General features: G+C 29.9%; 25 protein-coding genes. 16 read left to right on the top strand and 9 right to left on the bottom strand.

The genetic code is table 11. The annotated features are described in order from the left end of the window. Window positions 1–124: 124 nt before the first annotated feature. Together ACTQ5K_RS06055 and ACTQ5K_RS06050 are read right to left on the bottom strand one after the other, a co-directional pair. Window positions 125–2749, bottom strand: coding sequence for a type IV secretory system conjugative DNA transfer family protein (locus ACTQ5K_RS06055; RefSeq protein ID WP_047943192.1), 2625 nt, complete (start codon window positions 2747–2749; stop codon window positions 125–127). After that, window positions 2724–4016, bottom strand: coding sequence for a replication-relaxation family protein (locus ACTQ5K_RS06050; protein WP_047943193.1), 1293 nt, complete (start codon window positions 4014–4016; stop codon window positions 2724–2726). The genes ACTQ5K_RS06055 and ACTQ5K_RS06050 overlap by 26 nt, the downstream gene beginning before the upstream one ends. Window positions 4017–5193: 1177 nt before the next feature. Between ACTQ5K_RS06050 and ACTQ5K_RS06045 the strand changes: the two genes are divergently transcribed. The 11 genes from ACTQ5K_RS06045 to ACTQ5K_RS05995 all read left to right on the top strand — a co-directional run bounded on the left by ACTQ5K_RS06045 (window position 5194) and on the right by ACTQ5K_RS05995 (window position 14433). Continuing rightward, on the top strand, window positions 5194–5568 hold the full coding sequence (locus tag ACTQ5K_RS06045) for a hypothetical protein (protein WP_047943194.1): 375 nt from the start codon (window positions 5194–5196) through the stop codon (window positions 5566–5568). Window positions 5569–5601: 33 nt separating this feature from the next. Further along, entirely contained in the window at window positions 5602–7056 is a 1455-nt protein-coding gene (locus tag ACTQ5K_RS06040) for a cell division protein FtsZ (RefSeq protein WP_047943195.1), read from the top strand. Window positions 7057–7774: 718 nt separating this feature from the next. After that, window positions 7775–8719, top strand: a complete 945-nt coding sequence (locus ACTQ5K_RS06035) for a hypothetical protein (protein WP_047943196.1) — start codon at window positions 7775–7777, stop codon at window positions 8717–8719. Window positions 8720–9205: 486 nt separating this feature from the next. After that, complete coding sequence (locus ACTQ5K_RS06030; protein WP_047943197.1) at window positions 9206–9664, top strand: hypothetical protein; 459 nt, start codon at window positions 9206–9208, stop codon at window positions 9662–9664. A 417-nt stretch (window positions 9665–10081) separates the two neighbouring features. Then, window positions 10082–10927 (top strand): tyrosine-type recombinase/integrase, encoded by an 846-nt coding sequence (locus ACTQ5K_RS06025; RefSeq protein WP_047943198.1) that lies wholly within the window; start codon window positions 10082–10084, stop codon window positions 10925–10927. 160 nt (window positions 10928–11087) lie between these two features. Further along, a complete protein-coding gene (locus ACTQ5K_RS06020) occupies window positions 11088–11663 on the top strand; it encodes a hypothetical protein (RefSeq protein WP_441993785.1) in 576 nt (191 codons plus the stop codon). After that, the gene (locus ACTQ5K_RS06015; RefSeq protein ID WP_047943200.1) at window positions 11660–12322 is read left to right on the top strand and encodes a hypothetical protein; all 663 of its coding nucleotides are present in this window, start codon (window positions 11660–11662) and stop codon (window positions 12320–12322) included. Before ACTQ5K_RS06020 ends, ACTQ5K_RS06015 begins: the two co-directional genes overlap by 4 nt. Continuing rightward, on the top strand, window positions 12319–13182 hold the full coding sequence (locus tag ACTQ5K_RS06010) for a hypothetical protein (RefSeq protein ID WP_441993784.1): 864 nt from the start codon (window positions 12319–12321) through the stop codon (window positions 13180–13182). The genes ACTQ5K_RS06015 and ACTQ5K_RS06010 overlap by 4 nt, the downstream gene beginning before the upstream one ends. 2 nt (window positions 13183–13184) lie before the next feature. Further along, window positions 13185–13697 carry a hypothetical protein gene (locus ACTQ5K_RS06005; RefSeq protein WP_441993783.1) on the top strand — a complete coding sequence of 171 codons (513 nt, stop codon included), beginning with the start codon at window positions 13185–13187 and terminating at the stop codon, window positions 13695–13697. A gap of 124 nt (window positions 13698–13821) precedes the next feature. Next, the gene (locus tag ACTQ5K_RS06000; RefSeq protein ID WP_341118176.1) at window positions 13822–13947 is read left to right on the top strand and encodes a hypothetical protein; all 126 of its coding nucleotides are present in this window, start codon (window positions 13822–13824) and stop codon (window positions 13945–13947) included. A gap of 117 nt (window positions 13948–14064) precedes the next feature. Further along, entirely contained in the window at window positions 14065–14433 is a 369-nt protein-coding gene (locus ACTQ5K_RS05995) for a hypothetical protein (protein WP_341153310.1), read from the top strand. Between the two features lie 45 nt (window positions 14434–14478). Here ACTQ5K_RS05995 and ACTQ5K_RS05990 read toward each other — a convergent pair whose 3' ends face one another. From ACTQ5K_RS05990 to ACTQ5K_RS05960, 7 genes are read right to left on the bottom strand one after another with little or no spacing between them, the layout of a single operon-like run. Beyond that, window positions 14479–15327 carry a ThiF family adenylyltransferase gene (locus tag ACTQ5K_RS05990; RefSeq protein ID WP_441993782.1) on the bottom strand — a complete coding sequence of 283 codons (849 nt, stop codon included), beginning with the start codon at window positions 15325–15327 and terminating at the stop codon, window positions 14479–14481. After that, window positions 15328–16281, bottom strand: a complete 954-nt coding sequence (locus ACTQ5K_RS05985) for a hypothetical protein (RefSeq protein ID WP_441993781.1) — start codon at window positions 16279–16281, stop codon at window positions 15328–15330. Between the two features lie 27 nt (window positions 16282–16308). Beyond that, a complete protein-coding gene (locus ACTQ5K_RS05980; protein WP_016204960.1) occupies window positions 16309–17022 on the bottom strand; it encodes a hypothetical protein in 714 nt (237 codons plus the stop codon). Continuing rightward, on the bottom strand, window positions 17000–17551 hold the full coding sequence (locus tag ACTQ5K_RS05975) for a hypothetical protein (RefSeq protein ID WP_016204959.1): 552 nt from the start codon (window positions 17549–17551) through the stop codon (window positions 17000–17002). Before ACTQ5K_RS05975 ends, ACTQ5K_RS05980 begins: the two co-directional genes overlap by 23 nt. A 13-nt stretch (window positions 17552–17564) precedes the next feature. Then, window positions 17565–17909 (bottom strand): hypothetical protein, encoded by a 345-nt coding sequence (locus tag ACTQ5K_RS05970; RefSeq protein ID WP_016204958.1) that lies wholly within the window; start codon window positions 17907–17909, stop codon window positions 17565–17567. A 51-nt stretch (window positions 17910–17960) separates the two neighbouring features. Next, the gene (gene dnaN, locus ACTQ5K_RS05965; RefSeq protein ID WP_441993780.1) at window positions 17961–19100 is read right to left on the bottom strand and encodes a DNA polymerase III subunit beta; all 1140 of its coding nucleotides are present in this window, start codon (window positions 19098–19100) and stop codon (window positions 17961–17963) included. 56 nt (window positions 19101–19156) lie between these two features. Beyond that, window positions 19157–20140 (bottom strand): Rad52/Rad22 family DNA repair protein, encoded by a 984-nt coding sequence (locus tag ACTQ5K_RS05960; protein ID WP_016204956.1) that lies wholly within the window; start codon window positions 20138–20140, stop codon window positions 19157–19159. Window positions 20141–20515: 375 nt separating this feature from the next. Between ACTQ5K_RS05960 and ACTQ5K_RS05955 the strand changes: the two genes are divergently transcribed. From ACTQ5K_RS05955 to ACTQ5K_RS05935, 5 genes are all read left to right on the top strand, one after another. Then, on the top strand, window positions 20516–20755 hold the full coding sequence (locus tag ACTQ5K_RS05955) for a helix-turn-helix domain-containing protein (RefSeq protein ID WP_040344260.1): 240 nt from the start codon (window positions 20516–20518) through the stop codon (window positions 20753–20755). After that, entirely contained in the window at window positions 20727–22097 is a 1371-nt protein-coding gene (locus ACTQ5K_RS05950) for a hypothetical protein (RefSeq protein ID WP_441993779.1), read from the top strand. The genes ACTQ5K_RS05955 and ACTQ5K_RS05950 overlap by 29 nt, the downstream gene beginning before the upstream one ends. A gap of 179 nt (window positions 22098–22276) precedes the next feature. Then, window positions 22277–22570 carry a DUF4258 domain-containing protein gene (locus ACTQ5K_RS05945; RefSeq protein WP_016204952.1) on the top strand — a complete coding sequence of 98 codons (294 nt, stop codon included), beginning with the start codon at window positions 22277–22279 and terminating at the stop codon, window positions 22568–22570. A 23-nt stretch (window positions 22571–22593) separates the two neighbouring features. Continuing rightward, entirely contained in the window at window positions 22594–23856 is a 1263-nt protein-coding gene (locus tag ACTQ5K_RS05940) for a DUF3854 domain-containing protein (protein ID WP_441993778.1), read from the top strand. A 167-nt stretch (window positions 23857–24023) separates the two neighbouring features. Next, entirely contained in the window at window positions 24024–25916 is a 1893-nt protein-coding gene (locus ACTQ5K_RS05935) for a TniQ family protein (protein ID WP_016204950.1), read from the top strand. The last annotated feature ends 67 nt before the right edge of the window (window positions 25917–25983 follow it).

Below are 25983 nucleotides of genomic sequence, written 5' to 3'. Positions count from 1 at the left end.
CTTGGGTCGTTCCCATTAAATATTTAATTTTATTATTTGTTTTTTATGTTTACTAACTTATTGGAATTTTAACCTATATTTTTAATTTTTTCAATACTTACTGAAAATTACCTAGGATATATATTTAACTTTTATCAGAAAATGGAGTAATAAAGTCAAAAGGACTAGATTTTCCTTCTTCCTTTTTCTCAACCTTCCCCTCTTTTGTAGTATCATCAATTTCTTTTATTAAATCATTATAGAATGATTCTTCTTTTTCATCTAATTCTGATACTGATTGATTAGCTAATTCATTCGAAGGTGGTATATTTTTTGAAAATAGTCTTGATACATCAAGGTCAACCACCTCATCATTTATGTTAATTGCTTTTTCGCCTAAAGAAGTTCTTTTTTGTGATATAGGCTTCGTTTTATATGCTTCTTCTTTTATCTCTTTTTTAGATAAATATTTATCGGGGTATCTATCAAATTCAACTAATTCTAATTCTATATCCTCTACAGCATCTTTTTCTGGAAGAGGAATTCCTATTAATGGTTCTTCCTCTTGAAGTGGTATATCAATTATTTCGGATAGCGCTTTATCTGTTTCGTGAAACAATTCCGTATTTAAGGATTTTGACTCTAACCAAATACTAGCACTTTCCTGGATTACTTTTACTTTCGCTTCTTTAAATTCAGCCTTTGGAACAAAGTTTGCATCAATCTGCCTTACAGGTATCGGTTTATTATTAACAACTATTTTCACAGCAGCTTGGAATGGCTCCTGAAAAATTAACTTATTTGGTGTTAGAATGACATCTGTTTTTTGTTGATAGCTACTACCGGATCGCATAACAGGTTCTTCTTGAAGAGGGCTAACAGTCTGTTCGTTTTTCCCTTCTTCATAACTATCCTCTTCTCCTAATAATTTTGAGAATAATTGTGCGTCAAAATAAGAGATATCTCCATAAACCATTTTGTGTCTAAAACCAGTTAACAAAGTATGCATGTACATTTCTCCGTATTTGTCTGCCAATTGAGCTACTGTTTGTGCTGCAACAGTAATAATAGCTTTATATTTTCTAGCTTGCGATATAAATTCTTTAAATGGTAAATAAATATAGTCTGGAAATTCATCGATGATTATATGTGCAAAAGTACTAGTTAGAGGTGTTCTCCTATATACAGCATTCTGTAGGCTTAGCAAAACAAACTTCCCTAAAACGTTAGAAAGACCTCCTAAATCATCTTTTGCCGTATTGACTAATAATATACCGCCTCTATTTAAGTGCTCGTCAAAAGAAAACTCTGATTTATCAAATAGTACGCGTCTTATCAGTTTATTTGCTCCTATATCATTTAGAACGTTTCTTAGCCCCTGAACATATTCTCCTTGTGCGTCAAAATAAGCTGTTTCCCCATAGTATTCGCCTTCTTTAACTTGTTCATTAGCTCCATTTCGACTAGTTTTAGGAATATGGTTCATGTTAAACCAATTATCAATTTGTTTTACGATATCCCAATGGTTTCGTTCATCCCTATCTTTAATAAGGTGATAATCTTTAGGGATAGTTTCCTTTAACTTTAAATGCATATGCCTAACAATTTGAGGATCATTGTACATTTTTAATAAAGTATCAAATTGTGCCTCTGTAGACGGGTCGTGTAATTTTAATAGATAAATATAGTTTTTTAAGTGGTTTCTTTGACTTTGTTGAAAGAAAAAGTTTCCTGTTCCCCCTTCTTGAATTCCATCCATTACCATTGCAAATGCTTCGGCTACCTGGTCAACTGGTCCTTGCATGGGATTAATAGATGGTGTATTGGGGTTCGTAGGGTCAATATAGAATACAGCCTCTTCAGGTATATCATGAGCTTTAACTAATTGAAATGCTTTCTGACACAAATCGTTAGATGGTTCAATTATACTAATACTACTTAAATATGTTCCTCTTATTTCCTCCGTTTTATAATTGGATAATTTAGAGACTTTAGGAAATACATTGATAAACTTTGTTAGCCAGTGCAAATCCTGATTAATGATAGGTAATATTAATGCTGATGTTTTTCCTGTTCCTGGTGGTCCGAATATGCCATTATGTAATGATCTATCTTTACCAGGTTGAATAATAAGTTCTTTAGTTTGAGAATCGGGACCTAGAACAACGTCTGGCCAAACCTCTTCTTTACTATTTCTAAACCATTTTTGTAAATATACATTTTTAAATTCAAATTTTTCAAATGCTTCTTTAATTTGTTTAGAGTATTGGGAATATTGTCCACCCAACCAAATTAAAATAATACTTGTAACTATTGAGGGAGTAAAAACTAAGGTGTAAAACAAAGTGTTAATATCCCCAACAGCTACATTAAACCAAATATTATCTACATGTATGCTATTGATAAGATTTCCTAGGTAAGGAATGAGCGTATTATAAACAGGTGCTGTGATTAACCACATATAATAGGCTGTTATTCCAATGAACATATTCCAAAACCATAGGCTTCTCCACAACTTTTTTTGTGTTTTTTCATATTTTGTACTTACTAACCAAGAGATAATCAAGAAGACTGTACATGTAAGAAAACCAATTAAGCCTGGACTTAAGCTGTTACCAAATAAAACGAAGCTAGGAACACTATTGTAAAACTGCCCAATAACTAAGAAAAGATAGTTACAAATACTTCTAACTGATAAAAAAACAGAGACTAACCCAGTAACTAAAATAGTGATCCCAGGGAGCTTAGGATGAACCTTTAGTTCTTTCAAGTACTCTGCCCCCCTTTTTCTTCTCCAATGTTAGCTGCTTTTCTCCTTGGAGAAGTAATGGCCAATTTTTAGTATCTGTAAATTTTAGTGTTTCATAATTTTTCATTACAATGTCATTTTCTAGTTCTGATCTACTCTGATAAACAATAAGAAGGTGTGAAACCTCTTGTTTAAATTTATTATTTTTGTTCTCTTCTTCTAAAAAATTTATTTTGTTTAATGCAGCAACACTTGCCTCTTCCACTATATTCAAAACTAAAACTTGTTTTGAATTGGTTCTTTCTTTATGAATCAATTCATATTGTGCTATCTCTCCAATGTTATAACTATCATTATGAAATATTTCCTTTTTTGGAAGAGGCACCAATTGATAATTAGAATTGCTTATTTCCATTGATAGTTCAAAAAGTTCTTGTTCAGACTTAAAAGTAGATTTATCAAATGGATAAATTCCTTTTAATATATTGTTTGCAATAATTGGTGAGCGACTAGCTGTAGTAACATAAAAGTGAAGGTTAGAGATCTTATCAGCGCCTTTATGAATTATGGTGTCTTTTATATTTAAAACCCTAGTTCTTCTATCATCATAATACTTTACTGTATAGATATTGCTGTTATCTGCAACTGATATTAATACATAATGTTCTTCCTCAGGTTTGTGTTTACTTAATTTGATGTAATTTCTTATTTTTTCTTTGATTTTTGTCATTGTCTGTAAACCTGTGTCATATTCAATATTTAGAGTGCGACTACCTTTTCTAAATACCCAATCAGGGACAATAAATGGTTCACCAACTTCATTTTTGTAGGTATCTTTGTTGGGATGTATTGAAATTATGTTTTTCCTATTTGTTTTTAAAGCTATGAGAGTATCTATAACCACATCTTGAATTCCTAAATAATGAGAAGAGTTTCTAATGTAATTATTGATATTTATAGCTTTTTCTTCTTCCTTAATAATTCCTTCTTGTTTTAAAATGTTTATACCATTCTTTCCTAAGTAATAACATGATATAGGTGGTTTATTTAGAACGGACTGATATTCTATTTTTACAATAGCGTAATTTGACCACCTCTTTAATTTCTTTTGAATAGAATCCCCTTTATATCCAAATAATTGATTACCATATTTGGTTAATTGCTTATTAGTTAAATAACGGTTAGTCCAAATAAGTGATAATAGCTCCAAATCAGTTAAATTTATCCAGGCTCCTTTTCTTTTTTCATGTTCATTATCAAATCCATACCATACTCTGGCTGATTCCAAATTTCCTCCTCCTTAAATCAGAAAAACCCCCAAAATAGTGAAGAATCAATCTTCATCATTTTGAGGGTTTTTCCCTTTGTATTATTAAACTGTGACTAGTATATCATTTTGGGATGATCCTAACAACTAGAGTTTTATGCATAAATATTAGTATTATTCATTCATTAGGCATACTAATCACTAGTAAAAACACTCGAGAAAACTACTGTAAAAAATAAATTTTGATTAGAGTACAAAAAACATAAAATGATGTGTGTTTTCTAACTCTAAAAACATATGAAGTTGGGGTTTGAAAACATAAAAAAATATAAGTTTATCAAGGGTTAACATCATCCTCTGTTAAGGATGTCCGCTCACGGACAAATAACCTTATCCGTAATAGGATATCCGTAAGCAGTTGGAATTAATTAAAAAAGTCAGCATTTTTTATAAAATCACGAGTGTATAAAAAAGTGAATAAAATATGAACTGTTTCATCTAAATTTTATAGGTGAAGGACAATGAAAATGGGAGTCATCTATATTCGAGTTAGTAATCTAATTGCGAATAAACTGACTTATAAGTCTTCTTTTTAGAAGAAGCCATGTTAATCTCTCGTTTATGTTTGATTAATGTAAAAAGTATGTTTAGAGTAAGGAAAGTGTTTATTGAGTTGATGTAAGAGTTACGTAAAACATTGGTTTATATGAATGCTATTTGCAGTGCTTATATAATTTAGATGTAAAACCACTATGAAAAAACAAATTAAATAAGTAGTAACTAATAGTGGTAACCATATCATTTGCTACTTATTTATGGAACTGTAATATATAAAAAATATCAAGGTATATAAGGTTTTTAATATAGTAACTAAATATAGTTACTATATTAATTATTTAATATAAAAAAATACCTTCAAATGATAGCGAAATAACTAAAAATACTAATTTGTGACTTTTAGATAAATTAAATTTATTTTTCTAAGCAATAATTACTGAAAATTAAGTGAGATAACTTATAATCGATCCATAAAGTAACTTATTTTAGTAACTATGAGTAAATCGTTGATATTATTGGGTTTGTGAGATATATTTCATATGATATTTTATTTATTAAAAGTGTAGACACTTGAATTAGTAACTTTAATTGGTTATTATATATTTAAATTATAAGAATATCTTAGTAAAGGAGGATAATATTGGACTTAGAGCTTCATCAAAAATATAAAAATACAAAATTTGATCCAGAAACATTAGATTTATTCACCGATTTAATATCTAATGACACAGTATTAAAAAAAGTATTTCTCTTTATTGCAAAGAACGAAAAGGACAGTATTGTAACAGTTGGAGAAATATCTGAAAAAGTACAGGTAGAACGAAAACATAGAGTTGAAAAAAATAAACGTTATTCATTTGTTTGCAAGGATGATTACATACATAGAAAACAAGCGGAAAAAATAGTTGAGCGTTTGTTAGCAATGTCGTTGATATATTATAAAGCTGTTCCACCATATAAGCATTTGTTTTTAACTATTCGCGGCAAACAAGTAATTCAAAGACTTTATGGATGAAGAAGATTATTAGTAAATAAGGAGATGAAAATAATGGCTAAAACATTCACAAAAAATAAACCTGCTATTAACATTACTATGGTTGGGTTTGGACAAGCCGGTTCAAGAATGGCAGATCAATTTGCAGCTATAAAAAATGCTGATGGTACTTCTGTATATAATTGTCTAGCATTAAACAGTAATGATGGTGATTTAGCGGGATTAAAGCACATCACTCCCAATAATAGAGAGAGTCTAGAGCTGGGTGGTTTAGGTAAGAATCCTGAAGAGGCAATGCAAATTTTAGAAACAAATGAAAAAGTTAAAGAGCAACTAAAAAGTTTCATAAAAGATAGAGTTAGACCGACTGACGACTTAGTAATGTTTTTTGCTGGTCTAGGTGGCGGAACGGGTACCTCTACTATCGTAAAGGCAATTGAAGAATTTTATGAATATAACAATAAACCTAAAATTCAAGAAGAGTTTAATAAATTAAAAGAAAAATATGGTATAGATGAGATAAAAAAAGAGCCAAAAAAATACTTAATTGAGGCTACTAAAATTGCTCGTAAGCGATTTACAAAGATTGGTGTAGTGGCTACTATCCCTACTAGAGCGGATGGTCCTGATGTATTAAGACAAGTAAATAATTTCACTAAAAAAATTGATGATATTGCCAAAAACCCTAATAAAGGTGTAGCATTTGTAGTCTATCCTGATAACCAACTAATGTATGAAGAGTTCAATAGTTTACTAGAAAATGAGAGAAAAGGAATTGAAAATTACCGAGACTATGCAAATATTAAACTAGTTGAAGAGTTTCATGAACTAAATACTGCTACTACTGGTGGTGGAACCTCGGTTACTTTTGATAGTGCTGATTTTAGAAGAACAATTTTAGAGCATCAAGGTTGTTTATTCATAAGTAAGGTAACTAAACCTGCTTCTGAAATAAAAAATGGTCATGATATTAATAAAATGTTTTCTGAGTCTCTCGATAAAAATAGCTTTCACGATCCTATAGAATTGATTAATCCAGAGACAAATCAAATGGCCAAAATTCACCATATAGGGATTTTAGCTATTATTGATTCAAAATTAAAAGTTGGTAGTTCTTTTATTGATGATGCTAGAGATGAAATTATTAATAAATTACCCCTAAACGGTACTGTTTTTTCTGGGTATATTGAAGAACAAAATGATTTTTCTGTAACTGTTTATACATTTTTTAAAGCGGAGGCATTTCCTAAGCGATTGGCTAAGGGATTAGTGGAAGAATATAACGAATTTAAAGAAAGACAAAAACAAATAACCTATATGTCCCAAGGCATTGAGCAAATTAGTGAAACTAACGAAGAGGATGATTTTGATCTTTCTGAACTGGCTGCAGAACTAGGAGTGGAAGATCTTTTTGAAGAATCGGTTGGAGAAGTAGCATCTTCTAAGGATGATGAGGATATAGATATTGATGATATTTTACAACAAATAAATGAGAATGAATTAAAATAAGATAAAAAAAGCAAAGAATCGCCCTATTCTTTGCTTTTTTTTGACTTAGATACTTTTTTTCATGGAACAATTCCGGCATTCCCTAAGTAGTTTCCCCTTCGATATAGAACTTTTAAAATGTGCCATATTACAATTGTCGCATCTACCACTAATCCTGTCAGGATATAAATTATAATCATAGATTTTATTTATATCAATTTCTTCTTTCGTTAAATAATTATTCATCTCATTACTTCCTTAATTTATAGTCAATAATGCTATTATAATCTATTTGTTTCCCCTATTCGCTTAAATTCTTTCGGAAAGCGCATTCATTATAAGAGAAAGTTTATGTAAATGGTTGTTTTATGTGATGTTTACGTTGAATTTTATAGATAAAGTGTATATTAACATGGAATTAACGAACTCTATGAGATTTACCAATGAAAATACTACGTAATAATGATGTAATTTATATATTAATCTTATGTACTTATGTAAGTCTTACGTATTTATGATATAAAATTTATGTAACATAATATTTATTTTACGTAATGCTTACAAAAGTTTTTTATAAAGTTTATGTAGAGTTGTTGTAAGGTGATGATTAATGTAAGGATAATTTGCATTGATGGTATGTAAAAATGTCCTTTACTTCCTTTGATTTTTTGGTTCTTTCCGTGTAAAATCAATTGTAAAGTGTCATTTTTGACAATAAAAGTGGTAGGAGGTGCGGTGAATGAGTGAAATTTCTATGAGAGAATTATTAGAAGATGAATTTAAACTTGATCCTCTTTATAATGTTGCTATTATTCGTGAATTAGAAGATTACATTTGGACTGAAAAAATTTTAAGTATGAGTAATGAGCGAACTTACGATACTGTAGAAGCAAGTAAATTTATTGGACGTGCTGATGCAACTATAAGATATTACTTAAGACATGAGCTAAGTGATATTTATATAAAGCCGGAAAAACAAGGGAGATATTATAAATTAAGTTATTATACTATCTTTAAAATTCATTTAGTCTCTATATTAATAGATATAGGGGGGTTGTCTACAACTGAAATACTAACTGAGTTAGGTCATAAAACTACAACTGTTCCTTCTAGTAAAAATACACCTTTATATGACGATCTTAAAAAGTTATCTCAATTTGTTGAAGCTTCTTATAAGTTTAATAATCAGTTGTTAGTAAAAATGCAGCAGCAAACGGTTTTGTTATTATCTTATGAAAAAAAGTTGAGTAATTTAAGAATTGAGTCAGTAAACATTGATAGAAAAATTGCTGATGCTAAATCCGAGGTTACTGAACTTAAAAATGATTCTATGAGCAATTATCTCTTGGAAAGGCAAGACCAAATTTTAGTTGCCTCATTAAAGAAAAAACCAAAAGGTTTTTTTAGTAGATTTAAAAATGATTCTAAAGAAGAACTTATTAATATAGAAGTAGATAAACAACTTAAAGAAAAGCAAGAAGCTGCTGTTCAAAGTAAGACTGAGTTATTAAAAGAAAAGATTGATGGCTATTATAAAGAATTGAATAGTATACAAGAAGAAATAGCTGAAATGGAGCAAAAATATGAACTAGCTCTAAGGGAACAGGAAAGAATTCTTGAAGAGGGGAAATACTCGGTTCAAAACTTTCTAAATAATCCTTTAGAGAACAATATAATAGATTGAATATTCTGTCATATTGTTTTATAATAATGGTATATAAATGAACTGAGGTGGTTTTAATGTTTTTACTTAAAACAAAAAAATCTGAAAACATTATTTTAAATACAATTGTAATAGTATCTATTTTTACTCTAGTTGGATCAATACTAGTAAGCATATAAAGGGTACTTTTAAATAAAAAAGGCTAAGTTAATTGTACTTAGTCTTTTTTTATTGATTTGTTTATAATAATTTCTTTGTTAATCGTTATGTAATAGTAATTAAGAATTGGCTGTATGGATTATCTTCTGATAGGACTTAGCCTTTCTAAATTTTGGCGCGAGAACCGATAACCTTCTTTTTTAATTTTCATAAAATCATAGTAATATCTACTCATTTTACATTTTTTCCAAATAATTAACATTTTTCAAAAGGTATTTAATACCAAAAATAGAATAAGTACATTGTAACTAACAGTTATAAAAATATTAAAAAGGAGTGTTCCCAAAAATGAAAATTAAGAAACTAGTTCTGAGTGCTACTGTAGCAATAGCTATTGTAGGTGGTTCTGCTATTCCAACTTTTGCGGCATCAGGAAATACTGAAAGCCAACTAACTTCAGCAAGTAACGAACTATCTACTCCATATGTGAATTTAACTGCATATGCTGCAGATTCATCAAGTGTTACTATAAGTCCGCCTGAATGGAAAGCGGTGTCAGGATCTGTGGTTGGTAAAGGTCAGTATGGTAAAATAAAGCTTTATTCTACTGGGGTTGCAGGTTTATGGGTGCAAGAAAAGATCGGAAATAATTGGGTAACTATGGGTGGATCTGCTGGTTTACAATTGTTCGAAGAGGGTGGCGAAGCTACGCAAGATTATTGGATGGAAAAAGGTAAGGAGTATAGGATCGAAATAATCTCAGGTACTGCGTCAAAAACAACTGGAACTATAAGAAATTCACTATAAAAATACACTCAATTGAATCAATTTCATACCAATTTCCCTTATTTTGTATCAAAAACCAAGAAGTCGTCTTGCTAAAAGCAAAAGACGGTTTCTTGGTTTTTTTCAAGTCAAATTAAAAAGTCGATGCCGTATGGACTGACTTACTATAGGTGGTCCATTTTTACTTTGTCGGATACCCCTTAATGACATATTATCTTTTAACAATTACGTTAGAGTACATATATACTCTAAGCTTTTTAAAATAAATAACCAATACACATCATTAATGGGTATTTCCCTTTTAAAAACGTTAGATTAAAATGACATATTACTATCCATAATTTATACTAAAATATACTAAGGACTAAGTAAATAAAATTCTCGAAGTAGAGATTATAAGTTGAAATTACTATATAGTTTTTAAAAGGGGGATAGAAGATGAAGTATGATGGTTTTATTTCGTTTTTAGAAGAAAAGAATTATAGTGAAACTACTATAGCGAGTTATGAACTTGTTTTAAATCAATTCTTCTCATTCCTAAGACAACTCTATAAAAAGAAAATAGAATTATATGAAATCAAATCTAAAGATATAAGAGACTATCTTTCAACTCAGGGAGATAATCAGAAGGCAATCTCCACAATTAATAAAGAGTTGGCCATTTTAAAATCCTACTTTGATTATTTATGGGAAAGAAACAAAGTACCTATTGATCCAGCAGCAAAAATAAAAAGACTAAAGGTACAAAAACACCTGGATATTAGTTTGTTTTATGAAGATTTACTTAAGGTAAAGGAACTTGTAATAGCAAATACCAATTATACAGCAAAGCGAAAAGCATTGTTTATACTTGCTATGGAAGGATTAAAAGCCTCCGAATTTAAGTTTAAAAAGGATGATGTTTCTATAATCGATGATAGAATTAAGATTAATCTTTCCAATAGAGTCATTACATTGGATAACATTGATGCAAGTATTTTTCTTGAGTTTTATTATAATAATTTACTAAACGAGTCAGAGTATCTATTCACTTATACGGATTCAGTAAATAATAGAATAATACCTATTACTTTTATGGGAATACACTATCACTTAAAAAATATACAAAAGGATTATGATATTAATCAAGACCTGCAGTTAACAACTATTAGAAAAGCTCTGTGCTACTATTTATATATTAATAAAAAACTCGCAGTCCAACGTATAGCTTTGATTATGGGTATAGAAGAACAAACTGTTTCTATCTATTTAAGTAAGTTAACGAAGAGTATGAAAAGCATCTAAAACTTAATTAGAATCTAATATTATTAATAGGTTGAAATATAATAACTTTATAGGCTATAATACATTTAAATAAATCATTCAATGGGAAGAACCCAGAATAAACAGTTCTATAATAGAGCTGTTTATTCTGGGTTCTTTTTTTAGGGAGAGAAGTTGATTAATGGAAAGGGAAAACAGCTTTATTAACAAAGTTATTACTGCGTCCCTCTTAAGTGAAGGAGAAAAAGAAATACAATCAAGTTCGCGAAAACTTAAAGTTCCATTTAATAAGAAAAAAATTCTTTATTTATCTAACTTATTAGCAGAATACAAATTAGAAAATAGCGTGTCAGTGCAATTCAAAAAAGGAGAATTCACTATTCATAGTAATGCTTTAGGATTCTTCCTAAGCAATTGGTACATTAAAGACCATAAGATATTTAGTTATCGTGTTGATCCATCATTAATTGATAAGGAAGCTATCATAATTGCTGCTATTTTGTTTGGGGAACGAAAACAGGATAATATTAGCATACACTCCAGCATTCACAAGGATCATCTTAAAACTTTGTGCTTATGTATAAATAAAAACATCAATGTCCCAGTTTCTTTCCATGGGGATCGAATTAGAATTTTTAATGTTAAACAGTTCTTTATGAATGTTTTTAGAAATTCTTCGACTATTCATACAGCGGAACTTGTTGATTTTCTTACAGAACAAGAGAAAAAAGAAATAAAGGAAGGGAGTTTTTTATGAGATTTAAACCATTTTACTCTTCACTTTTGATCTCAGGTTTTATCATACTCTCAGGTTGTAGTAATGATCCATTTGTTAAGGAAGCGAAAAAAATAAATGAAACAAAGGATACACATGAAGAAACTGAAACTGATAGTAAATCCCAGGACTTAGAATCATTCTATAAGGATCAGGTACGGCCTTTAGATGAGGTTGTTGCTGAATTGGACGGTGAATCTGTCAAAATACTAGATAAGAAAGAAGTGGAAGTAAAATCTTCTTATGAAGATCCAGAGGAGTTTGCAAGGTATGCAGCCGATATCTTATACAAATTCCAATCTCTGCAAATTTCTCCTGAGGACTTCTACAAATTTATTTTAGACTATGGTAGTATTCAGACCGTTGAAGAATTACCACAAAAACACGATGCCATAAATATTTTCAAATCAATACAAGATTCCTATTTACAAGCTAATGTCAAAGGGGAGTCTTATGATATTACAGTAGTAAACTTAGATAGATTTAAAAGACAGGGGTACTTTTATCGCAAAGTATTAAGTACAGAAGGAATTAATTATTTTATTACTTCTATTTATAAAGAAGATGGTGCTTGGAAATATATTACTGATGAGCCATCAGATCCTTTTTATGAAGAATCCCAAGGAGGAAAAGAAAAATGAAAACTTTAGAAGAAATTCAGCAAAAAACAGAGGAAATGTTGATGTTACACTATCAAACAAATGGAGAGTTTAACAAAGATTTTTTTCTTTTGAACCAATATGTGCGTATACACCTTGAACAATTTATGGACGCAGAGAAAATTAAGGAATATGAGAATCATCTATTTAAAGTATCAAAATCTCTTTTATTTAATGGATATTTTATTGGGATGGAAATATTAAACAATCTAGAAGAGATATTTAAAGATGATGAAATATTTGAACAAAGTAATGCCAACCTTAAACAACAAACTTTTGATATGCTCCGTCAGGTCTTAGGTGAAAATGTAGAGGATACATTAATTACAGAACCACATAGAAAATTAACTGCAAAACTAGTAATAGAATATGAAAATATTCTTCCTACTTTATTGAACTATGCATTTTATACAACCGTTTTGGGTGTACAACTTGCCTTTCAAGATGAACGGGATAGAAGAGACATAAGTTTACCGAATCAAAATAAAGAGGGAGGAATATTAGCGAATATAGAAGATACACACTTCCTTTTTCCAGATGTATTTATGAATATTTCAGTTGTAAATAACAATGTAGAAGTATGGACAATTACCCAATCATTCTGGAATGGTTTCGACAAGATAGGGGATATTTTTGTCATTAAAAATTCTATAGGTGACCTCTATTTAAATGTAACGATGAAAAACACTTTACCTCTCGTTCAAAGAAACATGATATTTAACCGTATTGAAGGGATGATAAAAGAAAAAGCAAAAACAGGTAAATTGTTTAAAACTATGACCGTTGGAGAAGAGTTCTTTGATACAAGTGAAGAAAACTTTGATGAACTTTTGGAGGAATGAAAATGAAAAAATTCAAGAGATTTAGGCAGGAAATCTCCAGTGAAAGTAAACTTCGATCTACTCAATATAACCAAAAAGAACCAATCAATTGGATGGATCTTATTTTTAGCGAAATAAATAGAAATAAGGAAATAAAAGCAAAAATTCGTAAAAATTTAGAAACATTTTCAATTGAAGAACTAAGAGAAATGGCTTCATCAGTTTTACTAAATGGCTTGATGTTTTTTAGGTCAACATCAGAAATTAATAGTGAAAGTATGAATAAAGATTTCATTGATTTTCAGTTAGCTGTAAATTGGCATTTAGCAGATTCTCTTCACAATGTACCTGAAGCAATGTATGCAGAGAATAATTTAAGAGGAGACAAACCATCTTTAATATACTATCTTTCTGAGTACTTTAACTTCTTGCATGTATTCGAACAATTAGAAGACAAACCAAACTTTTACTACTATAGAAAATATTACACGAAATTCCAAATAAAAGAGGAATGGAAATTACTTTATGAAAATTAAAAAACTAAACTAGAAGCAAGAGGGAAAGAAAACTGGAGCTGTGAATGCAACTCACAAACGTAGTGAGATATTTAGAAAGCTTGTTTAAAATTTTTGGATTTTTATTTAGCTTGGAGGGATATTAATGGCTATTTTCGATCGTTTGGTTATTTCTGCTTTAATTGGAGCAGTTGTTGGGATATTGTGGGGGAGTGGGGCATTATTACTTTATTTAGTTTATTTTTTGTTTGATAAAATGTTTTATTTATAAGGCGTAGCTGAGGCCTGTTGGAAAATAAAAGAGGTAATCAATCAAGAATAATCTATTCCGAAAATTTCCAAAGAATTTTATTAAATGCGCCTGTATATTAGTGAAAAGAGGAAATGAATGATGGATACTAGAAATTTCTTAACTCCATTCTTTTGGGTGGTAGGGATACTCTCGCTAATAACTATGTGCTTTTATTTTTATGAAGGATATAAGTTCGAATCAACTAGCGTTAAATATAAGGTCGAGTTAGCCAGTAAATTTGCTAATAAAAAAACAGTAATGGAACTTGATCCTGTAATGACAGCTGCAGGTGTACCAATCACAACATCAAAAGAAGAAATTAACTTATACTTTAAAATATTTGTTAATGAAAAGCCTTATGATATATTGGTGACAGAAAATGAATTTAATAACTACAAAGAAGGAGACAAAATTGATATATTGATAGGGTCTGGAAAAGCAAAGTTGGATAATAGCAAAGAGTAAAATAAAAAAGTAGCACAAACAAGTTCTATGTCTGTGCTACTTTTTTTATCCTAAAATCGGTTCACTCTTCATATAACCTCTTTTTGCATGATATAGAATCCTGTGAGTTGATAGACTTTTAGTTTCAAATATTTCATTCAGTACAGTAATTACAGATATAGCACTATAACGATTAGTTATTAATCTCTGAGGATTGGATGCAGCTAGTTCCTGACAACTTAATTGAGAAGGAGCTATTTCATCATTGTCCTCTAAAATATCTGGATATAACGTACCTATTGGTTCTGAAAGTATTTTCCAATCAGACTTGAAACCACAAACCATTTGTCCAGTGAAACCTGAATCTTTATATTCTTCCAATTCCTCTTTCGTCCAGGACTCAATTGGTCTATTTCTGTGATCCTTTGGTAAGATAACATTTTCATTGCCTACATCAAAATATAGTAGGGTCTGAGCGGTGTTAAAATACTCATGGAATATCTTTCTTGAATAGTTATTATCAACACAAGAAATAAGAATAGGGACTATTCTATAGTTATATGGAATTCTTTCATAATTGAGTTGGAACAATGTGTCTATTGTTTTAGTGTCTTCTACATAACCTCCAGTGTAAGTGGATATGTCTAGTTGATAAGCAGCACGATACCTTTTAGCTAAGACATCTGCTTTATTTTTACCTACATCTTTTGCTAAGCATAGTTGGTTATTTCTATTTTTTTCTTCATAAATATCTGGTTCAGCAATTATTAACTTTGCCGATATCTCAAACATACTTAACATTTGGCACAATTGCTGAATAACAATTCCTCCAGTACCTCCTGCGCCTATAACTAGAATCTGATAATATACTTCACTTTGATAAGAGCGGCTTAAATCTATAGAAATAGGTTGCATCTATTCAACCTCCACTACAGTTAGATCATAGCCATTTACCTTTTGTTTAGTTGTCAATGTAAATTCAAATACTTTGCTACTATCTATAATAATATGTTCATTTAATTCTTTATTGAATGTACGAACTAGCACATCAGGGAATAATCCATTAATATTACCAATAATGGCATATAAAATAGGAGCACGCTGGTTGTCATCGTCTATTTTGGACGGTGTAGGACTTAAAATATGATGTGAATGTATTTCCATTACCTTTGAATACCTTCTCTCTATGAGTTTAAGAGCGGTCTCTTGTGCCTCTTCTGTAATAGTGACTAAATATCTGCTAACTCTTTGGGAAGGAATATCCATAAAAAATTCCTCAGTGTCATGATCAAAGTAAATATTAGCAAATACTTCAGTACCGTGATTATCTGAAAAGTACTTAGCAATATGGATAAAATCTAATAAGATTTGAAATGGAATCTTCTTTTTTTGTTGTTTTAAAGAAGAGTCCTCGAAAGAGAACTCTTTATTATCCATGCTGCCATTTTTCTTTGCTTGCATAATAGGAATAACCACATCTTGTTTTTCTACATATACCAAGGTGGTATATTTAGGTACTAAGATTGGAAAGTCTTTTTCTAATTTCTTTCTAAGTTGTTCTTCACTAATAGGTTTATATTCAATTTCTCCATCCTCAGGCGTTTTTTTAGATGGAAGTCCTCTTTCAATTTCGTCCTTGGAGAAATAATTAGTAACTGGATATTCATTCATCCCAAACCGAATAATGGTTTTACTTGTTAATTTAAAGTTATCTTTCTTATTTGTTGAACTCTTTGTAGAACTAGAATTAGTATCAGTCTTTAGCTTTGGTTTATTTTCCTTTATATCATTCATTTTATTAAGGTCAACTTTTTTAGTCTCCACTTCAATATCAAATAGTGAAAAGATATCATCCTGTTTTATTGTCATTTTCAATTCCTCCATATTGTATTTTTATTATAGATTCTCTAAAATTTGAATTTTCGAATGTGGTAATAAGATTTCATCATCAAATTGTTTATTTTCATATTTTTCAAATAATGATGCCACACTTAAATTAGTAGTTGTTTTTGCTCCATAATCTTCTCCAAAAGGTGCCTGCAAAAACAATAAATGCAAACTGTTTAATTGATAGATGTCATCTATTTCAGGAAAAGTATTTCCTCCCATGCAAACATGACCGTCTAAAGATACATGTGAAAAGGGGAAAAGAAATACTTCCGTATCTTTTGTCAAAAATTTGGAGCCTTTAACAGCAACAATGTTTTTCAATTTTACTTTTTTCTCCATTACTTCATATAAGAAGATTAGTCTTGGTAGTCCAACCTGTTTAAATAGTGTTTTTCCATACCGCATATCAAGTTGTTGTTTTGGTACCTCTATATATACTAGTTGATGCTTTGCTAATTCATTAATCCAAACATGTTTCACGCAATTTTTTGGAAGAATTGGAGTTTGAGAATCAATTATGTAATCCTCTATACTTTCTTGAAGAATACTAAAAAGATTAGGGAGGGTAATGTTATATAATCCCTCTATCATTCTTCCATTTAACTTAATCATTTGATCTAATGACTCTAAAGTATTATTGAAATCAGAAGTGATTTGTAACACTTCGACTTGTGCATTTAAGTGCTGTGGTTCATCACTAAGCCGAAAGATAATGTCCATTTTGTTGTTCCTCCAGTTTTTCGTAAATATTATTAGTCTCATCAGCCACCTCTATTAAAGCTGATAATAATTCATGATAAAATCCATCAAAAATGAATCCAATAATAATCCCCAAAGACTCCTCTACAAATGCTTCACATTCTAAATCAATGTGATTCAAAGTTGACTTAATAAAGGCTATATACTCATCTTTTTGACTAGAAAGTAGTATTTTTTCCACTTTAAAGCTATTCAACACTATATACCATTCTGCTTTTGGGTTGATTACACTCTCGATTTGTTTAGCAAGTGAGATTTCTTCTGGATCATCCGTATAAACTGTTGCGTGTTTTGTATCAAAACCTAAATCATTCATACCTCGCATTAAAAAATCGTATCCAGGATTAGACATAAAACCTACTTCTACTCGATAGTTACCGTATCCACTTACATCCACATTAGCGTCATGGAGAATCTTTAACATTAATAAGTTAGAAATTGAATAGTCATAACTTGCTTTAGACTCTGCATCCATCAAAATTGATGTCATTTTCTTCACCTCTCTAAATAAAATCATCCTCATACCAATATATTTTTTTGCTTTCTTGACTCCAACGGACAAAAAATTCTTGGGTTTGCAAATAAGAGGACCACATATTATTTTTTATATTTTCATAGTCTTCTTCAGAAAAATCATCCGTATATTCATCCGATGGTAAATAATAGAATTCATCGAAGGCAAGAATTGCTTCATCATAGGTAAATGAATTGAAATTAATACTATCTGTTTCAGAATGGTTAATAACTATATCCATAAAGTAGGCCATTCCTGCTTCCGATGAATTTGGTTTAACAATAGTATTTTTATTTTTAATTTCCTGTGAGAGTTTCCTCATATTTATTTTCATAAATCCTCCAATAGAAAAAGAAGAAAGGAGAGCCTTTCTTCTAACATTTTGTTATTTATTTCTCACCGGAAGAATCAATTGTATTTCCTCATGAGAAGAATCACATGGTGTTAATAAAAATGGACGCATAGAACCTTGGTATTTAAAGGACACATACTCTGATTCCATTGCTTTTAATGTATCGATCATATAATTATTATTAAAGGCAATATCAAAATTATCTTCACCTTCTAAACTTTCATAATCGATTTCAATTTTTCCGCTTCCAGTTTGCGCTTGATATGTTGATAAAGTCGCAACTCCATTTACATGGAGTTTAACGATTCCTTTAGTCTCATTATCTGCTGCATTAGTCAAACCATTAATCATTTCAAAGCCTTCCAAAAATTCTTTTCTGCTTATTTTCATTTCAGCAAGATGCTCTTTTGGAATTAAGCGGCTTACATCTGGATAAGTTCCTTCTAATAGACGGCAATAAAAAGTGAGATTATTATTTTGTAAAATAAGCATTCGATCATTTTCACAAAACACAGTAACTTTCTCACTTAAATCAAAGGACTTCAAACTTTCCAATATTGATTTTGCTGGGATAATAATCTTCCTGGACTCCTTATGAGATTCTGTGACGTCAATAACGCCTAAACGGTGAGAATCCGTACAGACAAGTCGTAGCTTATCTTCTGTAATTTCAAAACAAATTCCTTGTAGAACTGGTCTAGCATCAGAACTTGAAGCTGCATACCCTGTTTTTTTGATAAATGAATTAAATTCGGTTCCTTTAATAGACATAGTTGGCTCTATACCATCAAATCTAGGTAATTTAGGATACTCTTCTGCCTTAAAAACTGATAGTTTAAATTCACTCTTTTTTTTCTTCCCATGTTTTATTACTAATTGCGTATCATCTAATGAAATGCTTAATTCGGTTTTAACTTTCTTAGCAATTTCATAAAACTGATAGGGAACAACTACCTTACCTTCTTTATTAATAAGTATTGACTCATCTTCGAATAAAACTGGTAATTCATAACGAATAGTAGTGTTTAAATCAGATCCAATAACGATTATCTTATCTGACTTAACTTCTAAATAAAAACCTTGTAGTATTGGATTTGATGTTTTAGTTTTTACTAATTTCTCTACTTTTGATAGGACCTCTAATAAACTCTCTTTATTAATAATAAATTCCATGTAATTTCCTCCTAAAAAAGGTTAAAAAAATAACACAAAAATATTTTTGTGTTTGTTTACGCTGTTTGATGTTCAAACATATTATTTTTTATATCACCTTCAATAAATCCATTGATTTCTTTAATGTCTTCTCTGTTCAAACGTAGTAAACAAGAATGAAGATTATCGATCCTCTCTTGTGGTTTTAAAATCCTCACATAATTTAATACATTCTCAACTGGTATTTTATAATGAATACTCATTTTAACTAAGTCACTTACGGGTTTTAAGGTTTCATAGTATTTAATTAACTCTTTGTCAGTAGCCTTTTCCTTAATATCTTTTATTTCAACACAATCAGATTTAGTATCAGAATTTATATGATGAAATAACTCCATTGCTGCTCTTGGTTTAAGCTTGATTTTATTTATAAATTCGGTGATAGAAATAAAATAAGAATTCCTATTGAAGGTGTTATTTCCAGTCTTCTTATCAATTTCTCTTTTTTTATTGTTATTATCGCTAGTACTAGTTGTTTCAATGTTTTTTCCTTGTTTTTGCTCATCAGGTGGTAAAGCCCAATCAGGTAAACACGGTGGTTCATAATAACCCACTACTTTGTTTTTTTTATCATTCAAGTAGATAGAATTATTACTTTTAGTTTCAGAAACTTGAACATATATCGGCTCTAATTTGTATAAATAACGCCCAATACCAAACTGTACAGCAGCTCGCTTCATCGCATTCGATAAACCACCCTTAAAGGCTTCAAAATTAGAAGGTTCAGAACCATCCGATTTGGTAATCCATTGGCCATTAATATAACAACTAAGTTCACAAATTATACCACCGGAGAATTCTACGTATGAGTTTTTCCAGCCGCCAATACCAAATACTTCATCTAGTCTATTTTGAATAGCTCTGTTATTCACGTAAGCTACTACAAAAGCATAAGCTCCGTTGTTACCTTTGTTACTTGTTTGAACTTTCCATTCTATATCATTTTGTGAGAATGGTTGTCTTAATTTGTTAAGAATTTCTTCTGTAGATTGCGTCGTCATTTTTTTCTCTCCCTTTCTTATAATAATTTATAACTCTTTTACATCGATAAACATAAAAAAGCCTTTGGAGAGATAGGGAAAGAATAGCAAAATGCTATTCTTAAAATCTATCAACCCAAAGGCTGTATGTTTATTTTAGAAACCGCAAATCCAAAAGGATCGCCACAAAATTAAAAATATAAAAAAGTTATAATTAAATTATACATTTTGTCTCCAACTGTAACAACTATTAAATAATTCATTCTATATATTTTTTAAAGTCTATGATATACTCTATTTAGATTAATAGTAAACATGAAAGCGATAACCGCTAGTATCCTCTTATCTAAGGGGATATTAGCGGTTTTTTTTATTTTTTGGAAAGAAGGGGAAAAAATGATGAGAAATTTAAACCAAATTTGTATTGAAGATGATGTTGAAAGACTTATTATTTTGAGGAAACGATTGAAGTTAAATCAATTTCAATTCGCGAAAGAGATAGGCATCAGTAGCAGCTATTTAAGAAAAGTGGAAAGCAGAACAATTCCTTTTCCATTTAAATTCCGAAAAAAAATTGATGAATACTTAAAACAGGAGCATTTAATCTATGAAAAAGGTTCTAACCTCTATAAGTGATGAACAGATCATCGGGGCAATACAATCAAATGATGTAGAAATTGTATTCTATCATTCTAACTTCATTAACCATGAAGAAGAAAATTACATCTTTAATTTGTTAATTATTACTTCAGATGAAATAAACAATCAGTTCTTTACGACTCTTAAAGTCCATGATATTTACATTTTGGGTAATTCAAATGACAATAAAGCAAATGGGAGAAACATGTATTTCTTTGAGAATGAGGATTCGCTCAGAAAGGCTCTATTCATCTGGCCAAAAAAAGTAAAAAATAGTCAAGATAAAGATATTAGTACTTCTGAGAATACACTCAATATGGAGGTTCAAGTTGACCAGGGATCTTTACATACTTCAATTACAGGAGAAGCAAAAGAAAATAAAATAATAGACTCAATTGAAACTGTTGATTGTAACAATGCACCACCGGTGAGTATTAAAGATGATTTCCCATCAACGGAATATCCTATTAACATTAGTCATTTCAGTACAAATAAAATTGAAGCTATGAGAAAGCAATATGTATACAAAGGGAAACAATACCCACAAAACAAAACGATTGCAGTATGGTCTCCACTTCATCGTATAGGAGTATCGAGTTTTATTCTAAACTTTGCAATATACCTACAAGAACAAAAAATACAAACAGCTGTTATAGAGGCAATGCAACCTCCAAAATTATCTAGTGTTTTGTCTAGATATGAACCAATGCCGGTTAATTTTCGTTCTTTTATAGAAGTGTTTCATTTAGAAGAATATGAACTTATGGAATTAGATTATCACAAAACAAATTGGCAATATATGGGGGTGCTATGGTTACCTATTGGAGAAAAAGATTATGTTTATAACTGGACTGAGGACTTTTTAGAAGTGTATTTTCAATTTTTTCGATATCATGATGTAATTTTAACAGATTTGCCAAGTGGAAAGATGACAGAAGAAACAGAAAAAGTGCTTCAAAATATTGATGAACTTTGGGTAATGGTAGACAATTCAATTGTAGATATTTTAATGTGGAAAAATTATATTCACCAATTAAGAGAAAAACATGGAATATCGATGAAATTAATCTATAATCGTAGTTTTCCATTTAGTAAGATTAACTCTTTAGTGAATGGCCTTGAACTCCCCCTGATAGGGACCATTCCGGATCTAACAGAAGAATATATTCGATTACAATATAAAAAGAAGCCTCTTATCTCATTTGATGAAGTAAGGGAAAAAGTAAAAGAGAATTATGAAAATCTTATTAAGGCGGGATTTCAATTGGATTCCATATCAAATTCAAAAAAAATTCCTCTCAAAACACTTATCAAAAAACTTTTCCAATCAAGAGGTTGAATAGAACTTAAATAAAGTGCTATGATAAATACATAAATTGTATATATTTTAGTATTTTGTTGCTTTCTTTTTGATAAGCGGTTTAATAATTAATAATAGCGGACTTTGGTTCGTAGTTTTGAGGAGTATTTCTGTCCTTTAACTACATACCAAAGTCTTTTTTTTTGGAGGTGAAGGAGATGAAATTACAAGAAGTAAAAAAAGTACTATTTAGTGGAAAAGGCAAAATCATAATCAGCATTCATACTATGCAGCGATTAGAGCAAAGAGGTTATACCAAAGCAGATATAGTTACTGCCATATTAAATGGAGAAATAGTGGAAAGGCAATCTATTTCAAAAGTTGCAGTACTTGGAAGAGATACTGACGATAATCCAGTGGTTGTAGTAATTGCAAAAGTATCAAATCATCAATTTAAGATTGTTACAACTATGCCACCAATTGATCGTAGTAGATTTAAATATTGTATTTAACAAGACGAAAGAGGAGGAAAATTATGAATTCCTTATATAGAAAAACAAAGGTAAAAGGGTTTTATGAATATTATCGTACTCCTTGTCCCATTTGTGGTAAAACAGGAGCATGCATGACCAATGAAGATAATAGCAAAGTAGTATGCATTCGAGTAGAAAGCGATATTCAGTTTTCAAAAAACTCCGCGTTAATTAGTTACTTGCATGTATTAAAAGAAGATAATAGAAATAAAGTGAATGTAAAGGAAATGGCTGAAGAAGTAAATGGATTTCCTAAAAAGGACAGTATCACATTAGATACCATCTATCATGCGCTTTTAGATAATCTAGTTTTAGATGATTTTCATTATAATCATTTAACTTCAAATGAACGGAAATTGAGTGATGAACAAATAACTATCAGAAATTATAAATCATTCCCTGATAAGCCTTGGAATATTGTTAAAGCCATTAGCAATGATTTAGGGATAAATGATTTTCAAGGAATACCAGGGTTCTATTTTCAAAATGGTTATTGGAGTATAGCTGGAATGAAAGGAATTCTTATTCCATACAGAAACCAATATAACCAAATCGAAGGTTTTCAATATAGAATTGATAACCCACCGAATATAGTGGAAGTTAAATTTAATGGGAAAGAATTTCAAGCTAAAGTAATCAAGCAGCCAAATGTCGTAGAGGTAAAATATAAAGAGAATATAATATTTCAAGGTGAAGTTCCTTTACAAAAGGATTGGTGTACTATTACAGACAATAATGAGTTATTGGGATGGATTAGAGTTAAAAAAGGGAATAGATATTACTGGTTAAGTTCTGCCAATAAACCTAATGGGACAGGCTCTGGTAGCCCAGCACCTATTCACGTATCCATTCCTAGTACAAAGTTAAATAAATGGGTTCCTGGTACTCTTTATAAAGCTAAAACCGTGTGGCTTGGTGAAGGAGCTTTAAAAGGAGATATAGCAGTTGACTTAATGGCTAATCTATATGATCCATTAGAGATAGATCAAATTGGAGATACTTTCATTAGTCTTCCTGGTGTAGGAGCTTGGAGGTTAGCAATCCCCGTATTAAAAGAGATGGGCGTTCAAACTGTTAATATTTGTTTCGATGCAGATGCTATTGAGAATGTTTATGTAAAAAAACATCTATTGGAGTGTGCAAAGGAATTAAAAAAACAAAAATTTCATGCTAATTTAATTGTTTGGAAAGAATCGGATGGAAAAGGGATTGATGATTTATTATTAAAAAATAAAATCCCTAACATTAAAAGGATTTATTTGTGATTTTTCATAATTCTCCGGAATAATTTCATAATTGACCGGAATAGTTTTTCATAATTATTCGGAATGAAAAATTGAGTAATCTTAAATTGATTTAAGATTACTCAATTATATATTATTATATCTTTTAAACTTATAAGTAAAATAACTTTTTTGGGGGTGATTATTTATTGAACAAAAAATTACTTTGTGTAGTTAAACCTAGAAAAGATGAAAATATCTTTAGTTATATTAATAGATTATCAATTGAAAATATGTATGAAACAAATACATGGATATTAAACGATTCTGATTTTAATCACTATATTGGTCCTCGCAATCTGCTACCATGGAAATTTGATTTTTCATCTTTAATGAATTTAACTGGCTTGTCACTTAATGAATTATTAATAACTACATTTTATAACGAGTTTGATTATGAAAAAGGAAAATTTAAGCATTTTAATTTTACTTTGTATCAAGACAGTTTGATGAATGCTCATGCTAAGGTATGTCCTAGATGCCTTGAAACTGTTGGTATTCATCATAAATTATGGGATATAAGAATTTTTTTAGTATGTCCAATACATAATTGTTTCCTTGTTTCTTCATGTAGTAGCTGTGGAAAACCAATTAAACAATATAGAAAGAAGTTTTATTATTGTAAATGTAATAAGGACTTAAGGACCTTAAAAGTTAAAAATGCTGACGAAAGCAATTCCTTCGTGTCAAGAATCATCTATTATAAATTTAACTCTGATACCAGAAATTTTAAAGAAAGTAATCTAAATTTGTTAACTAAACTTGATCTAAAATATATCTTATTGATTTATCACTTTTTTATAAGATTGTACTATAGAGATAAGAGTAGAGTAGGGAGTATTTCAATTCCATTTGAATATGAAGATAGGGAATTTACTACCTTAATTATGAACATTACAAAAAGATTCGAAAATTGGCCTGTTAATTATTCTGATTTTTTGGAATTGTACAGAAATTTTAAGAAGTGTAAGCCTAAATATGATAGAGGCAGTTATATTAATAACTTTGGCTACTTTTTTATTGATTTATATAATAAGTATAATCATCCTCAAATGGACTTCTTAAGAAATGAATTTGAAAATTATATATTTAAAAACTGGGATAGTTCATTAATTTCAAATAGTAGGAGTTTTAACAAGGATATTTATAGTGCTTATTATCTTTCATTATCACAAGTCGCTAACATGTTAAAATGCAAACATGTTACTGTAAAAAAACTTATAGCTAATGGATTTCTTAAAGCGAGTATTACCAAGGAGAGAGAAGAATTTTTATTAATATCAAGAGAAAGTGTTAATAGATATCTTTCAAATAAAAGATTCTTGGTTAATAGAAAAGTAACAAGTAGTATTTTAAACATATCACTTAACGGTGTGATTTCTTTAGAAAAGACTCTTTTGGAAGTAAAAAGTTCTCCAATCATTAATGGTACTAATGAAGTATTATATGACCGGCGGAAGATTGACCAAATCTTCCGAATTATAGAGAAAAGGTATGAAAGATATTGTTTACAAAGTAATCAAATTTCTTGTAATGAAGAAGAGCTAACAGATATTACAAAGAGTATTAAATATTCAGTAGGCACTAATTTATCCGATATGATTACACTTATAGTCAAGGGGAAAATACGTGTGGTTGATAAAAGAGTGAAAGATACAGGCTTAAAACGATATCTTATTAGAAAAAATGAAGTATGGGAAGAGTCATTAAAAAATAAGTTAGAAACAGGAAAAGGGGTATTATCTCGACTGGAACTAGTTAAATACCTAGGGATAAAAAATAGTCAAATTAGTTTGTTAATCAAATATGGGCTATTAAAACCAACCGAACTAATGGAAAAGCCATATTTTTCAGTAAATGAAGCAAAAAAATACAAAAATAATTATATTAATTTATCTCAGCTTAGTGATCTTGTTTCCCAAGACATTGACTTACTGTTAAACACATTAACTAGTAAAGACATTAGCCCTGTATTAAATCATTTCCAGAATAAATTTAAAATATATAGTAAAAGTGATGTAAAGCTAATTATAGAAGAATAAATATAAAATCTCAGCTTTTTTGAATAATTAATAAAATTCAGTAGATTCAGTCATTAGAAAGCTATTT

It is taken from the genome of Niallia sp. Sow4_A1, from assembly GCF_052116745.1.
Taxonomy (GTDB): domain Bacteria; phylum Bacillota; class Bacilli; order Bacillales; family Cytobacillaceae; genus Niallia; species Niallia hominis.
The sequence above is the reverse complement of the archived record's forward strand: the minus strand, read 5'-3'. Positions and strand labels throughout refer to the sequence as shown.

Bases quoted from the DNA above. Each gene is read 5' to 3' on its own strand.
- ACTQ5K_RS05970 (WP_016204958.1), bottom strand. From the start codon at position 17,909: ATGAAAATAAATATGAGGAAACTCTCACAGGAAATTAAAAATAAAAAT.
- ACTQ5K_RS06025 (WP_047943198.1), top strand. From the start codon at position 10,082: ATGAAGTATGATGGTTTTATTTCGTTTTTAGAAGAAAAGAATTATAGT.
- ACTQ5K_RS05945 (WP_016204952.1), top strand. From the start codon at position 22,277: ATGAAATTACAAGAAGTAAAAAAAGTACTATTTAGTGGAAAAGGCAAA.
- ACTQ5K_RS05990 (WP_441993782.1), bottom strand. From the start codon at position 15,327: ATGCAACCTATTTCTATAGATTTAAGCCGCTCTTATCAAAGTGAAGTA.
- ACTQ5K_RS06040 (WP_047943195.1), top strand. From the start codon at position 5,602: ATGGCTAAAACATTCACAAAAAATAAACCTGCTATTAACATTACTATG.
- ACTQ5K_RS05950 (WP_441993779.1), top strand. From the start codon at position 20,727: ATGAAAAAGGTTCTAACCTCTATAAGTGATGAACAGATCATCGGGGCA.
- ACTQ5K_RS05955 (WP_040344260.1), top strand. From the start codon at position 20,516: ATGATGAGAAATTTAAACCAAATTTGTATTGAAGATGATGTTGAAAGA.
- ACTQ5K_RS06015 (WP_047943200.1), top strand. From the start codon at position 11,660: ATGAGATTTAAACCATTTTACTCTTCACTTTTGATCTCAGGTTTTATC.
- ACTQ5K_RS06030 (WP_047943197.1), top strand. From the start codon at position 9,206: ATGAAAATTAAGAAACTAGTTCTGAGTGCTACTGTAGCAATAGCTATT.
- ACTQ5K_RS05975 (WP_016204959.1), bottom strand. From the start codon at position 17,551: ATGACATCAATTTTGATGGATGCAGAGTCTAAAGCAAGTTATGACTAT.
- ACTQ5K_RS05995 (WP_341153310.1), top strand. From the start codon at position 14,065: ATGATGGATACTAGAAATTTCTTAACTCCATTCTTTTGGGTGGTAGGG.
- ACTQ5K_RS06000 (WP_341118176.1), top strand. From the start codon at position 13,822: ATGGCTATTTTCGATCGTTTGGTTATTTCTGCTTTAATTGGAGCAGTT.
- ACTQ5K_RS06010 (WP_441993784.1), top strand. From the start codon at position 12,319: ATGAAAACTTTAGAAGAAATTCAGCAAAAAACAGAGGAAATGTTGATG.
- ACTQ5K_RS06035 (WP_047943196.1), top strand. From the start codon at position 7,775: ATGAGTGAAATTTCTATGAGAGAATTATTAGAAGATGAATTTAAACTT.
- ACTQ5K_RS06005 (WP_441993783.1), top strand. From the start codon at position 13,185: ATGAAAAAATTCAAGAGATTTAGGCAGGAAATCTCCAGTGAAAGTAAA.
- dnaN (WP_441993780.1), bottom strand. From the start codon at position 19,100: ATGGAATTTATTATTAATAAAGAGAGTTTATTAGAGGTCCTATCAAAA.
- ACTQ5K_RS05960 (WP_016204956.1), bottom strand. From the start codon at position 20,140: ATGACGACGCAATCTACAGAAGAAATTCTTAACAAATTAAGACAACCA.
- ACTQ5K_RS05985 (WP_441993781.1), bottom strand. From the start codon at position 16,281: ATGACAATAAAACAGGATGATATCTTTTCACTATTTGATATTGAAGTG.
- ACTQ5K_RS05980 (WP_016204960.1), bottom strand. From the start codon at position 17,022: ATGGACATTATCTTTCGGCTTAGTGATGAACCACAGCACTTAAATGCA.
- ACTQ5K_RS06020 (WP_441993785.1), top strand. From the start codon at position 11,088: ATGGAAAGGGAAAACAGCTTTATTAACAAAGTTATTACTGCGTCCCTC.
- ACTQ5K_RS05940 (WP_441993778.1), top strand. From the start codon at position 22,594: ATGAATTCCTTATATAGAAAAACAAAGGTAAAAGGGTTTTATGAATAT.